Origin of the sequence: Bradyrhizobium sp. SZCCT0148, assembly GCF_018129985.1 — a bacterium.
Lineage (GTDB): Bacteria > Pseudomonadota > Alphaproteobacteria > Rhizobiales > Xanthobacteraceae > Bradyrhizobium > Bradyrhizobium japonicum_H.
Map to the genome: position 1 here is coordinate 63781 of NZ_JAFCKT010000015.1, position 12536 is coordinate 76316.

The following is a 12536-nucleotide window of genomic DNA, read 5'->3' on the forward strand; positions in this document are numbered from 1 at the left end:
GAAGGATTTTTGATCCATGTCACGTGTTGGCAAAAGGCCTGTGCCGGTTCCGTCGGGTGTGACCGCGACCGTCGATGGGCAGACCGTCAAGATGAAGGGCCCGAAGGGCCAGCTTCAGTTCGTCGTTCATGACGACGTCGAGGTGAAGCTCGAGAACGGCCAGGTGAAGGTGAACCCGCGGGTCGAGACCAATCGTGCGCGGGCGCTGTACGGTACCGCTCGCGCCCAGGTCGCGAATCTGGTCGAAGGCGTCACCAAGGGCTTCGAGAAGAAGCTCGAGATCACGGGCGTCGGTTACCGCGCCGCGATGCAGGGCAAGAACCTGCAGCTCGCGCTCGGCTACAGCCACGACGTGGTCTATGCGATCCCGGAAGGGATCACGATCACGGTGCCGAAGCCGACCGAGATCACGGTGACCGGCAGCGACATCCAGCGCGTCGGCCAGGTCGCCGCCGAGATTCGCTCCTATCGTCCGCCGGAGCCCTACAAGGGCAAGGGCGTGAAGTATGTTGGCGAATTCATCTTCCGCAAGGAAGGCAAGAAGAAGTAACGGAGCCGGTCATGTCGAAAGCCAAGGTTACGAATGCCCGGCGCAAGCGCAGTGTACGGCTGAAGCTGCGCCGCTCCGGTGGCGGCCGTCCGCGCCTGTCGGTGTTCCGCTCGTCCAAGCACATCTACGCCCAGGTCATCGACGACCTGAAGGGCGAGACGCTGGCCTCTGCCTCGTCGCTCGAGAAGTCGATGCGCGACGGCGGCAAGACCGGCGCCGACATCGATGCGGCGAAGGCGGTCGGCAAGCTGCTGGCCGAGCGCGCCGCCGAGAAGGGCGTCAAGGAAGTCGTGTTCGATCGCGGCAGCTACCTCTATCACGGGCGCGTCAAGGCTCTGGCCGATGCAGCGCGTGAGAGCGGGCTGAGCTTCTAACAGAATTTGAGGATTGAGGCGCAAGCCTCTGAAGGATTGGAAAAATGGCAGAACGCGAACAACGTGGTGGACGCGATCAACGCGGCGGCGGCGGACGTGAACGCAGGGAGCGCGAGGAGCGCGACAGCGAGTTCGTCGATAAGCTCGTCCACATCAACCGCGTTGCCAAGGTCGTCAAGGGCGGCAAGCGCTTCGGTTTCGCCGCGCTGGTCGTGATCGGCGACCAGAAAGGCCGCGCCGGCTTCGGTCACGGCAAGGCGCGCGAAGTACCGGAAGCGATCCGCAAGGCCACCGAGTCCGCCAAGCGCAATCTGACCCGCGTGTCGCTGCGCGAGGGCCGTACGCTGCATCACGACATCGCCGGTCGTCATGGCGCTGGCCGTGTCTACCTGCGCGCGGCTCCCGCCGGTACCGGCATCATCGCCGGCGGCCCGATGCGCGCCGTGTTCGAGACGCTGGGTGTCCAGGACGTGGTCGCCAAGTCGATCGGCTCGTCGAACCCCTACAACATGGTTCGCGCGACCTTCGACGCGCTGAAGCATCAGGATTCGCCGCGTTCGGTCGCAGCCCGCCGCAACATCAAGGTGTCCACTCTGCAGTCGCGCCGTATCGGTGGCGATGCCGAGGCGGCTGCCGACTAACGGAAAGCTCTGGAGTAGATTCTCATGGCCAAGGACGCCGCTAAGTCCAGCAAGACGATCAAGCTCGAGCAGACCGGCAGCGCGATCCGCCGCCATCACTCGCAGCGCTCGACGCTGATCGGGCTCAAGCTCAACAAGATCGGTCGCACCAGCGAACTGCAGGACACCCCGGCAGTGCGTGGCATGATCGAGAAAGTTCATCATCTCGTTCGCATCGTCGACGAGAAGTAAACAAGGAGAAGGGCGATGAAGCTCAGCGATATCGCCGACAACGCCGGCTCGCGCAAGAAGCGTATGCGCGTCGGCCGTGGCATTGGTTCGGGCAAAGGCAAGCAGTCCGGCCGCGGCGGCAAGGGTCAGACCGCGCGTTCGGGCGTGCGCATCAAGGGTTTCGAAGGCGGCCAGATGCCGATGCATCGCCGTCTGCCCAAGCGCGGCTTCAACAACATCTTCCGCGTGGAGTTCGCCGAGATCAATCTCGACCGGCTCCAGGAAGCGGTCGATGCCAAGAAGATCGACGCCGGCAGCGTCGTGACGATCGAGAGCCTGGTGAAGGGCGGCGTGCTGCGCCGGCCCAAGGGTGGCCTGCGGCTGCTCGGCCGCGGCGAGCTCAAGTCCAAGCTCAACATCGAAGTCCACGGCGCCACCAAGACCGCGATCGCCGCGGTCGAAAAGGCCGGCGGCTCGGTGAAGATCCTCGCCCCTGCCAAGGAAGAAGGCGAGGCGGCGTAACAACTGCGTCATTGGCCCGCGGCTCGCGGGCCTTTACGCGTGAGGGACGTGGACTTATCGAAGCCGAGCCCCAGATAATGTCCGGTGTCCGGTATAATGTAGCCCGGCCGCGGGCATGACGGCGCAATAGGCGGCGGGAGAAAGTCCAAGATGGCCTCTGCAGCGGAACAACTGGCAGCCAATCTCAATTTCGGTGCGTTCGCCAAGGCTGACGAACTGAAGAAGCGCATCTGGTTCACCCTGGGTGCGTTGCTCGTTTATCGGCTCGGGACCTACATCCCGCTCCCCGGCATCGATCCCAATATCTGGGAGCAGGTGTTCCGCTCCCAGGCGGGCGGCATCCTCGGCATGTTCAACATGTTCGCCGGCGGCGGCATCCACCGCATGGCGATCTTCGCGCTGAACATCATGCCGTATATTTCGGCCTCGATCATCATCCAGCTCCTCACCACCGTCTCGCCGCAACTCGAGGCGCTGAAGAAGGAAGGCGAGTCCGGCCGCAAGCTGCTGAACCAGTACACCCGCTATCTCACCGTGATCCTGGCCGCGTTCCAGTCCTACGGTATCGCGGTGGGCCTCGAGGGTGCCGGCAACGTCGTCAGCGACCCCGGCCTGTTCTTCCGTCTGTCCACTGCGATCACGCTGACCGGCGGCACCATGTTCCTGATGTGGCTGGGCGAGCAGATCACCTCGCGCGGCATCGGCAACGGCATCTCGCTGATCATTCTCGCCGGCATCGTCGCCGAGCTGCCCGCCGCGCTCGCCAACATGCTCGAGCTGGGTCGGCAGGGCGCGATGTCGACCGGCCTGATCCTGGTCGTCATCATCATGGCGGTCGCCGTGATTGCTTTCATCGTGTTCATGGAGCGCGCACAGCGCCGTCTCCTGATCCAGTATCCGAAGCGCCAGGTCGGCAACAAGATGTTCGAGGGCCAGTCCTCGCATCTGCCGCTCAAGCTCAACACCTCCGGCGTGATCCCGCCGATCTTCGCGTCCTCGCTCCTCCTGCTGCCGACCACGGTGGCGAACTTCAATGCCGGCAGCGGACCGGAATGGTTCCAATGGATCACCACCCAGCTCGGCCACGGCCGTCCGCTGTTCCTGATCATGTATCTGGCGCTGATCGTGTTCTTCGCCTTCTTCTACACCGCGATCGTGTTCAACCCGACCGAGACCGCGGACAATCTGAAGAAGCATGGCGGCTTCATCCCGGGCATCCGTCCCGGCGAACGCACCGCGGAATACATCGACTACGTGCTGTCGCGCATCACCGTGCTCGGTGCGATCTATCTGGCGATCGTCTGCTTGATCCCGGAAATCCTGATCTCCTACGCTTCGGTACCGTTCTACTTCGGCGGCACCTCGCTGCTGATCGTGGTCAGTGTCACCATGGACACGGTGGCGCAGGTGCAGGGCTATCTGCTGGCGCATCAATATGAAGGCCTGATCCGCAAGTCGAAACTGCGCGGGCGCCGTCGCTAGAGGCCTCTCGAGGCGGCGCGTCTGCGCCGCCGATTCGCCGTGCGCCAGCGGCGCACGGCTTGCAGCAAGCGCAGCACGGACCTTTCGATCGTATCGACAGAGCAGCTCGTACTGCGACGCAATCACTGATTTCAAAGGCCTTCTTGGCGTCTGCCCGTCTGCTCCCCTATGATATGGGTAGCGGTGCAACGCCGATTATGGTTTGCACTGGTCTTGGACTTCAAACACAGGTGCGCGACGTATCGCTCACCAATCCGGGGGGCATACGCCGATGAGAATTATACTTCTTGGACCGCCGGGGTCGGGCAAGGGGACCCAGGCGCAGCTGCTGGTGGAGCGCTATGGCATCGTCCAGCTCTCGACCGGCGAGATGTTGCGTGCGGCCGTGGCGGCCGGAACGCCGGTCGGACTGAAGGCCAAGGAGATCATGGCCAGCGGCGCTCTCGTGCCCGACGAGGTCGTGGTCGGAATCATCTCCGATCGGATCGACCAGCCGGACGCCCGCAACGGCTTCATCCTCGACGGTTTCCCGCGTACCGTGCCGCAGGCCGAGGCGCTGGACGAACTGCTCAAGCGCAAGCACCTCAAGCTCGACGCCGTGATCGAGCTCCGCGTCAACGAGAGCGCGCTGCTGCACCGTGTCGAGACCCGCGTCGCCCAGATGCGTGAGCGCGGGGAGGAGGTCCGACTCGATGACACCCCTGAGGTCCTGACCAAGCGGTTGGCCAACTACCGCAACCAGACGGAACCGCTGATTCACTACTATTCCGAGCGGCGCAAGCTCTCGACCATCGACGGTATGATGGCCATCGACGAGGTCACCCGCGCCATCCATCGCCAGCTCGTGGCGCTGGGAGCGATCGGGCCGAAGACCCAGGCCACGAGCGCAGCCAAGCCGGGGCCGGCCAGGAAGGGCAGGGCGAACAAGACCGCAGCCAAGAAGCTGGCCAAAAAACCGGCGAAAGCGGCCAAAAAGCTGGCCAAATCGGCGAAAAAGGCCGTCAAGACAGCTGCCAAGGCGGCGGTGAGGGGATCCAAGAAGATGGCCAAGAAGGCTGGCAAAAAGGCCGCCGGAAAGACCGTCAAGAACGCCGCGAAAAAGTCGCCGCCAAAGACCGCCAGGAAGGCTGCCAAAAAGGCCGCAAAAAAGGTCACGAAAAAGCGAGGCAAGCGCTAGCAGCGGTTGACGAAAGCCCCTGGAATCCCCTAATAAGCCCCGCATCCAAGTCGGATAGTTTCAAACGATGCCGGGCCCCAGGAAGACCGGGGGTGGGCGTCGTGTTCGCGTTTGTGAACACCTGCCCGAGAAACCAAGCACTTAAAGACCGGTTCCTGACGAGGGATCGGCAACAGGAGAGAAGGCCGTGGCCCGTATTGCCGGCGTGAACATCCCGACCAACAAGCGCGTGCTGATCGCGCTCCAGTATATCCATGGCATCGGCCAGAAGATCGCTGGCGAGATTCTCGAAAAGGTGAAGATCCCCGAGGATCGTCGCGTCAATCAGCTGAGCGATGCCGAAGTGCTCCAGATCCGCGAAGTGATCGACCGCGACTATCTCGTCGAGGGCGACCTGCGTCGTGAGGTCGGCATCAACATCAAGCGTCTGATGGACCTCGGCTGCTATCGCGGCCTGCGTCATCGTCGCGGCCTTCCGGTGCGCGGCCAGCGCACCCACACCAATGCGCGTACGCGCAAGGGTCCGGCCAAGGCCATCGCCGGCAAGAAGAAGTAAGTTTTCGAATCCAAATCGCGGCGTGTGGCGAACAGGGGCGACCCGTTCGCCGCACGTCTTTCGTTCCACAGGTGTAGCCGCTGGCACTACGGCGGCGTTTGAGATCTTCAGGAAAGGTACTCTATGGGCAAGGAAGCCACCCGCGTTCGTCGTCGTGAGCGCAAGAACATCGCCTCCGGCGTCGCGCACGTGAACTCGTCGTTCAACAACACGACCATCACCATCACCGACGCGCAGGGCAACACGATTGCCTGGTCTTCCGCCGGCACGATGGGCTTCAAGGGCTCGCGCAAGTCGACCCCGTACGCCGCGCAGGTTGCCGCCGAAGACGTGTCCAAGAAGGCGCAGGAACACGGCATGCGCACGCTGGAAGTCGAAGTCGCGGGTCCCGGTTCGGGCCGCGAATCGGCTCTCCGCGCGCTTCAGGCCGCAGGCTTCACCGTCACCTCGATCCGTGACGTGACCACGATCCCGCACAACGGTTGCCGTCCCCGCAAGCGTCGGCGCGTTTGATACGAAATTGCGGGCGCATCGGCGTCCGCGATTCTTTTTTGCAAAGCCGCGGGAATGATCTGCGGCCTTTCTCCAACGCCAGTATCTGCAATCGCAGTATAGCTGGCCTGTATGGGTGAAACAGTGACGATCCAGAAAAATTGGCAAGAACTGATTCGACCGAACAAGCTCCAGGTCACGCCCGGCAGCGATTCGAACCGTTTCGCGACCATCGTCGCCGAGCCGCTCGAACGCGGCTTCGGCCAGACCCTCGGCAACGCGCTGCGCCGCATCCTGCTCTCCTCGCTCCAGGGCGCAGCGGTGCAGTCGGTGCACATCGACGGCGTGCTGCACGAGTTCTCCTCGATCGCGGGCGTTCGTGAGGACGTCACCGACATCGTGCTCAACATCAAGGACATCTCGATCAAGATGCAGGGCGAAGGCCCCAAGCGCATGGTCGTGAAGAAGTCCGGCCCGGGCGTCGTCACCGCCGGCGACATCCAGACCGTGGGCGACGTCGTCGTGCTGAACCCGGACCTGCAGATCTGCACCCTCGACGAGGGTGCCGAGATCCGCATGGAGTTCACGGTCGCCACCGGCAAGGGCTACGTGCCCGCCGAGCGCAACCGTCCCGAGGATGCGCCGATCGGCCTGATCCCGGTCGACAGCCTGTACTCGCCGGTCCGCAAGGTCTCCTACAAGGTCGAGAACACCCGTGAGGGCCAGATCCTCGACTACGACAAGCTGACCATGACGATCGAGACCAACGGCGCGCTGACGCCGGATGATTCGGTGGCCTATGCCGCTCGCATCCTCCAGGATCAGCTCAACGTGTTCGTCAACTTCGAAGAGCCGCGCAAGGAAGTCGCCCAGGAGATCATCCCGGACCTCGCCTTCAACCCGGCCTTCCTCAAGAAGGTGGACGAGCTCGAGCTGTCGGTGCGTTCGGCCAATTGCTTGAAGAACGACAACATCGTCTACATCGGCGACCTCGTGCAGAAGAGCGAAGCGGAAATGCTCCGCACTCCGAACTTCGGCCGCAAGTCGCTCAACGAGATCAAGGAAGTGCTGGCCCAGATGGGTCTGCATCTCGGCATGGAAGTGCCGGGCTGGCCGCCGGAGAACATCGACGAGCTCGCCAAGCGCTTCGAGGATCACTACTGAGTTCGGCGAATGGGGACTGGCGAATAGCGGAAGTCGCTGCTCGCCATTCACCACTCGCTATCTGGGCGAACGCAGGCAGCCCACCTGAGCAACATGTCCGACGAACCGTCGCGGCAGTTTTTACGTAAGGAATAGTCACATGCGTCACGGCAAGGTTCATCGGAAGCTCAATCGTACGGCCGAGCATCGCCGCGCGATGTTCGCCAACATGTGCGCTGCGCTGATCAAGCACGAGCAGATCGTCACCACACTGCCGAAGGCGAAGGAATTGCGTCCGATCGTCGAGAAGCTCGTCACCCTCGGTAAGAAGGGTGGGCTGGCGATGCGCCGCCAGGCGATCTCCGAGATGCGCGACAAGGACCAGGTCAGGAAGCTGTTCGACGTGCTGGCGGCTCGCTACAAGGACCGTCAGGGCGGCTACACCCGCATCATCAAGGCCGGCTTCCGCTACGGCGACAACGCCCCGATGGCCGTGATCGAGTTCGTCGATCGCGACGTCGACGCCAAGGGCCAGGATTCCGGTCCGGTGCAGGAGAAGGAAGCCGAGGCGGCGTAAGCCGGTCGGTATTCGAGTTTCAGAAAGCGGCGCCCCTTGGGCGCCGTTTTTTTGTATGCCGTGGCCGTTGGCCCCTGACCGCTTCCCATTGCCTGCAAAGCGGGCGACTTCGTGAGGCCTTGGCGCCAAGGGCAATCGCCAAATCGAACGTGCGATTACGCAAGGCATCGTGTGCTGCGGGGCAAGCTCAACTCGCCGCTGGTGTATGCTCCCCATTGCAGCGCATCCAGCGTCGACAAGAAGGGGCGCTGCGCTTTGCCCGGCTTGCGGCGTGCGGTCATCGCGGCCGATCCTCACGCCTCAGTGAGGGTCGGTTGAAGCTGCTTGCGCAGTGCACGATATTTCCGCCAACCCTCATGGAGCCACGCATGAACATCGACCTTTCCGGAAAGACCGCCCTCGTGACCGGCTCGACTGCCGGCATCGGCCACGCCATTGCCAACGGCCTCGCGGCCTCCGGCGCCAGTGTCGTGATCAACGGCCGGGGCCAGGACAAGGTCGACGCCGCCGTGCGCAAGCTGGAAGCGACGGGCGCGAAGGTGCGCGGAATCGCTGCCGACGTCTCGACTGCCGCGGGCTGCAAGGCGCTGGTTGCGGCGTTGCCGGACGTCGACATCCTCATCAACAACGCCGGCATCTTCGAGCCCAAGGATTTCTTCGACATCCCGGACGAGGACTGGAGCCGCTTCTTCGAGGTCAACGTCATGAGCGGCGTGCGGCTGTCGCGCGCTTATCTCAAGGGCATGCTGAAGCGCAATTGGGGCCGCATCGTCTTCATCTCATCGGAGTCCGGGCTCAACATTCCCGTCGAGATGATCCACTACGGCATGAGCAAGACCGCCCAGCTCTCGGTCGCGCGCGGCCTGGCGCAGCTCACTCGCGGCACGGGTGTTACTGTCAACTCCGTGCTGCCCGGACCGACGATGTCGGAGGGCGTCGAGACTTTCGTGAAGGATCTCGCCAAGCAGAACGGGCAGTCGGTCGATGAGGCCGCCGCCAATTTCGTCAAGCAGCATCGCCCGAGCTCGCTTTTGCAGCGCTTCGCCAGCGTCGACGAGATCGCCAACATGGTGGTCTATGTCGCCTCGAAGCAGGCGTCCGCGACCAACGGTGCGGCGCTGCGCGCGGAAGGCGGCATCGTCAATACGATCGCCTGAGGCCAAGCATGGCGGCCTATGTGATTTCCGAAGTCGAGATGCGCGATCCCGACGCATTCGAGGCCTATCGCACGCTTGCCGCGAGGACGATCGCGCAGTACGGCGGGCGTTATCTCGTCCGCGGCGGCAAGGCCGAGCTTGCTGAAGGCCACCTACCAGCGAAGGCCATCGTCGTCGTCGAATTCGCGTCGATGGCGAGGCTGAAGGAGTGGTACGCCTCGCCGGAATATGCGGAGGCGCTGAAGGTGCGGCAGACGGCGCTGGAGCGGCGTCTGGTGTTCGTCGAAGGCGCAACCGAAGCGTAGCTGCCGTTGGTTGAGCAAACGAGGCGCGCCCACCGGTTGCGGGTCGAGAAATGGTGGGCACGGCGCAAGTGCGCGTTTGCCCACCCTGCGAGACCTTTGCCTACCACCCCTCCAGCACGATCTTGCCGCGCGATTTTCCGCTCTCGAGCAGCGCATGCGCGCGCTTGAGGTTGGCGGCGTTGATCGTGCCGAAAGTCTGATCGAGCGTGGTACGCAGCACGCCCTTGTCGATGAGGTCTGCGACGTCGTTCAGCAGATGATGTTGCGCGATCATGTCTGCCGTCTGGAACGAGGAGCGCGTGAACATCGATTCCCAGTGGACCGAAATCGCCTTGCCCTTGAACGTACTCATGTTGAACTCCGGGGGATCGTCGATCAGGCCGAACCGGCCTTGCGGCGCCATCAATTCGGCGATCGCCTTGTAGTGCTGGTCGGTGAAGGTGAGGCTCGCCACCAGCGCGACCGGCGGCAGCTTCAAATTTTCGATCTGCTCCTTCATCGGTTGGCCATGATCGATCACCGCGTGTGCGCCCAGATCGAGACACCATGTCTGCGATTCCGGACGCGTCGCAGTCGCGACCACCGTGAGACCGGTGAGGCGGCGGGCAAGCTGGATCAGAATCGAGCCGACGCCGCCGGCGCCGCCCGTGATCAGCAGCGTGCGCGGATCGACGCTCTTGCCGGGCACCGCGCCGAGTCGATCGAACAGCAATTCCCAGGCGGTGATGGAGGTGAGGGGAAGGGCGGCTGACTGGGCAAACGAGAGCGACCTCGGCTTGAGGCCTGTGATGCGTTCGTCGACCAGATGGAATTCGGCATTGGTGCCCTGGCGCAGGATCGAGCCGGCGTAAAACACCTCGTCGCCCGGCTTGAACAGCGTGACCTCGGGACCGACCGCATCGACCACGCCGGCCGCGTCGTAGCCCAAGATCTTGGTCTCGCCCTCGGGCGGCGCTGCGCGCTTGCGCACCTTGTAATCGACCGGGTTGGCCGAGATCGCCTTCACGGCGACGCGGATGTCGCGTCCCTTTGGCTCGGGCTTGGCGGTCTCGAAATCGATCAGCGAATCCGCGTCCTCGATCGGAAGCGATTTCTTGTAGCCGACGGCTTTCATGGCTTGTCTCCATCCAGATGGCGCGCAGCCACGGCAGGGGCGCCTGACCTGCTAACTGTCCCGCTGGCTCCCTTTTGGCAAGTACTGTAAATTCGGGGATATAGTCCCTGTTTGGATACCATTGGAAAATACGCATGAAACGGCGCGATTTTGCGCGGCGCCCGGGCTGCTCGGTCGAGGCGACGTTGGATCTGATCGATGGCAAATGGAAGGGCGTGATCCTCTATCACCTGCAGAGCGGCACCCAGCGCTTCGGCGAACTGCGCCGCCGGATGCCCGGCATCACCCAGCGCATGCTGACAAAACAGCTTCGCGCGCTGGAGGAGGACAAGCTCGTCATCCGCAAGGTCTATGCGGAGGTGCCGCCGCGGGTGGAGTATTGTCTCTCCGAGTTGGGTGAGAGCCTCAAGCCGGTGATCGACATCCTGAAGGCCTGGGGCGAGAGCCATCAGCAGCGGCTGTCCTGCGCAGCGCCGCCGGTGGTGGTGAGAAAGCCGAAGCGCGCGGCGTAATTCCCGCATGGTCCCGGGCTCGCGCTTGCGCGCGCCCGGGATGACGGGCGATGCTAGAACGCGAACTGCGTGCGCATCGCGACCGCGTCGAACTTCGAGCCGGCATCGGCGGTCGAGACCGGCGAAGCCTGCCGCGACACCGTGCCATGCAGGTAGTCGAGCATGAAGCGGACGTTGCCGTTGACGTACCAGTTGAGCGCCAGCGTGTAGACGGTCTGCCGCCCGCCTGCGATCCCGGTCGCTGTGCCCAGCTGACTGTTGAGGTCGACCGTCGAGAACCGTCCTGCGATTTCCCACGCGCCCCAGCCGCCGCCTTCGAGCGAGAACGGGTGCGCCGGCTTGACGCCGCCATAGGCCGCGTTGGCGGCGTTGTAGCTGCGGCCTTCGCCCGTGAGCACGTAGCCGGCCTGCGCATAACCGCCCTGGAATTTCAGGCTGGGTGCGCCGACCAGTGGCACGCCGGTGTTGGCGGTTCGGTCGATATTGTACCAGAAGTACTCGCCCTGAACGATGAGTGGACCATAGGTCGCTGCGGCTTCGACGCTGTAGACCTGCGCGCCTGAGGCATTGGCGATCGCGCCGGTGGAGATCAGCGTGGTCGGGTCGAGACGCAACTCCGGACGATCGCTGAGCGTGACCGTTTGTGTGTTGGCGATGAGATTGCGCGGCGGCTGGATCAGCCACTGGGCGTCGGCGCCGATATGCACCGAATAGTCCTTGCCGCTGATGGGATTGCCGGCAACGCGCGCGACTGCGCCATATTGCTCGCTCGTGCCTGCCGGCGCCGCGCTTGAAGCCGAGTGGATCGCGCCGGTCGTCGGCCCCGTGACGTAGCCGCCGATCCAGAGTTGGTCGTTGTACCATCGCGTACCGGCCGCTGAGCGGAAGTCGCCGGCCGCGATATTGGTCGCGATGATGCCGGCCGAGGCGCGTTCCATGAACATGATGTCGTTGGAGCTGGTGGCTTCATCCAGCGTGTAGGGCAGGTCCATGATGCCGGCTTCGACTGCCATCTTGCCGCCGAACGGCTTCAAGCCGGTGAAGCTGAGATAGGCGTTCTCGACGCCCGAGACGCCGCCGCCCGGCAGCGAGCCCGGTGCCGTGCCGCCAAAGCCGTCGGAGGAGCCGCCGAAATCGTAGATGAGCGCGAAGTTCCAGTCGTTGAGGAACTTGCCGGTGACGCCGATGCGCGCGCGGCGGACGTTCTGGCCGCTGTCGAGCTTCTGCGGCACGGTGGCTGCCGTGTTGGGGCGATAGTCGTAGCCTCCGACATCGTAATGGAGGCGGCTGGTGATGGCGACGCAATTGGCTTGGTCGGCGGTGCAGATCGTGGGGCGGTTGTTCGGCATGGTCACGACCACACCGGACGCCGGTGCCGGCCCCTTGACCGGGATCGCCGCGTTCGCGTTGGCCACCACCGCCTTGGCTTCCGAGCGCGCTTCGGCCTTCGCCTCGGCCTTGGCTTCGACTCGCGCCTTCGCGGTGGCGGCGGTGTTCGCCGCAGTCTGGCTCTGGAGCTTGTCGAGCTTCTGCTCCAGCATCTTCAGCTGTTGCTTGAGCAGCGCGATCTCCTGCGCGCTGCTGTTTCCCGATTGAGCTTGGGCCTGCGAGGCCGCCAGCGCGCCGGCGAGACCAATCGCCGTGGCCGCAATTCTTGTCCTGCTCACGTCACGCCTCCATCGTTTCACGAAACTTCCCCAAGTCGACTGCGGGAGAGCCTAGGT

General features: G+C 63.7%; 16 protein-coding genes. 14 read left to right on the forward strand and 2 right to left on the reverse strand.

All coding sequences use genetic code 11. The annotated features are described in order from the left end of the window. Positions 1-16 precede the first annotated feature (16 nt). The 13 genes from rplF to JQ580_RS29290 all read left to right on the forward strand — a co-directional run bounded on the left by rplF (position 17) and on the right by JQ580_RS29290 (position 9186). Positions 17-550 (forward strand): 50S ribosomal protein L6, encoded by a 534-nt coding sequence (gene rplF, locus JQ580_RS29230; protein WP_008136336.1) that lies wholly within the window; start codon positions 17-19, stop codon positions 548-550. 11 nt (positions 551-561) lie between these two features. Beyond that, positions 562-924, forward strand: a complete 363-nt coding sequence (gene rplR, locus JQ580_RS29235; RefSeq protein WP_007603036.1) for a 50S ribosomal protein L18 — start codon at positions 562-564, stop codon at positions 922-924. 44 nt (positions 925-968) lie between these two features. Beyond that, complete coding sequence (rpsE, locus tag JQ580_RS29240) at positions 969-1565, forward strand: 30S ribosomal protein S5 (RefSeq protein WP_018322271.1); 597 nt, start codon at positions 969-971, stop codon at positions 1563-1565. Positions 1566-1589: 24 nt separating this feature from the next. Next, positions 1590-1796, forward strand: a complete 207-nt coding sequence (gene rpmD / locus JQ580_RS29245; protein ID WP_094895379.1) for a 50S ribosomal protein L30 — start codon at positions 1590-1592, stop codon at positions 1794-1796. A gap of 15 nt (positions 1797-1811) precedes the next feature. Continuing rightward, positions 1812-2297, forward strand: coding sequence for a 50S ribosomal protein L15 (gene rplO, locus JQ580_RS29250; RefSeq protein WP_212284092.1), 486 nt, complete (start codon positions 1812-1814; stop codon positions 2295-2297). A gap of 150 nt (positions 2298-2447) precedes the next feature. Next, positions 2448-3779, forward strand: a complete 1332-nt coding sequence (gene secY, locus JQ580_RS29255) for a preprotein translocase subunit SecY (protein ID WP_018322274.1) — start codon at positions 2448-2450, stop codon at positions 3777-3779. A 271-nt stretch (positions 3780-4050) separates the two neighbouring features. Then, the gene (locus JQ580_RS29260) at positions 4051-4956 is read left to right on the forward strand and encodes an adenylate kinase (protein WP_212284094.1); all 906 of its coding nucleotides are present in this window, start codon (positions 4051-4053) and stop codon (positions 4954-4956) included. A 187-nt stretch (positions 4957-5143) separates the two neighbouring features. Then, entirely contained in the window at positions 5144-5512 is a 369-nt protein-coding gene (gene rpsM, locus JQ580_RS29265) for a 30S ribosomal protein S13 (RefSeq protein WP_014494511.1), read from the forward strand. A 123-nt stretch (positions 5513-5635) separates the two neighbouring features. Then, complete coding sequence (gene rpsK / locus JQ580_RS29270) at positions 5636-6025, forward strand: 30S ribosomal protein S11 (RefSeq protein ID WP_007603045.1); 390 nt, start codon at positions 5636-5638, stop codon at positions 6023-6025. A gap of 111 nt (positions 6026-6136) precedes the next feature. After that, positions 6137-7168: a DNA-directed RNA polymerase subunit alpha gene (locus JQ580_RS29275; protein ID WP_212284096.1), complete on the forward strand. Its 1032-nt coding sequence runs from the start codon at positions 6137-6139 to the stop codon at positions 7166-7168. Positions 7169-7307: 139 nt separating this feature from the next. Next, a complete protein-coding gene (rplQ, locus tag JQ580_RS29280; RefSeq protein WP_094971994.1) occupies positions 7308-7724 on the forward strand; it encodes a 50S ribosomal protein L17 in 417 nt (138 codons plus the stop codon). Between the two features lie 368 nt (positions 7725-8092). After that, complete coding sequence (locus JQ580_RS29285; protein WP_212284098.1) at positions 8093-8881, forward strand: SDR family NAD(P)-dependent oxidoreductase; 789 nt, start codon at positions 8093-8095, stop codon at positions 8879-8881. Between the two features lie 8 nt (positions 8882-8889). After that, a complete protein-coding gene (locus JQ580_RS29290) occupies positions 8890-9186 on the forward strand; it encodes a DUF1330 domain-containing protein (RefSeq protein WP_212284100.1) in 297 nt (98 codons plus the stop codon). A gap of 100 nt (positions 9187-9286) precedes the next feature. Here JQ580_RS29290 and JQ580_RS29295 read toward each other — a convergent pair whose 3' ends face one another. After that, the gene (locus JQ580_RS29295; protein WP_212284102.1) at positions 9287-10300 is read right to left on the reverse strand and encodes a zinc-binding alcohol dehydrogenase family protein; all 1014 of its coding nucleotides are present in this window, start codon (positions 10298-10300) and stop codon (positions 9287-9289) included. 134 nt (positions 10301-10434) lie between these two features. On the opposite strand from JQ580_RS29295, the gene JQ580_RS29300 reads away from it, so the two are divergent. Continuing rightward, positions 10435-10812 carry a winged helix-turn-helix transcriptional regulator gene (locus tag JQ580_RS29300; protein WP_212284104.1) on the forward strand — a complete coding sequence of 126 codons (378 nt, stop codon included), beginning with the start codon at positions 10435-10437 and terminating at the stop codon, positions 10810-10812. 53 nt (positions 10813-10865) lie between these two features. Here JQ580_RS29300 and JQ580_RS29305 read toward each other — a convergent pair whose 3' ends face one another. Beyond that, positions 10866-12479: an OprO/OprP family phosphate-selective porin gene (locus tag JQ580_RS29305; RefSeq protein WP_212284106.1), complete on the reverse strand. Its 1614-nt coding sequence runs from the start codon at positions 12477-12479 to the stop codon at positions 10866-10868. Positions 12480-12536 lie beyond the last annotated feature (57 nt).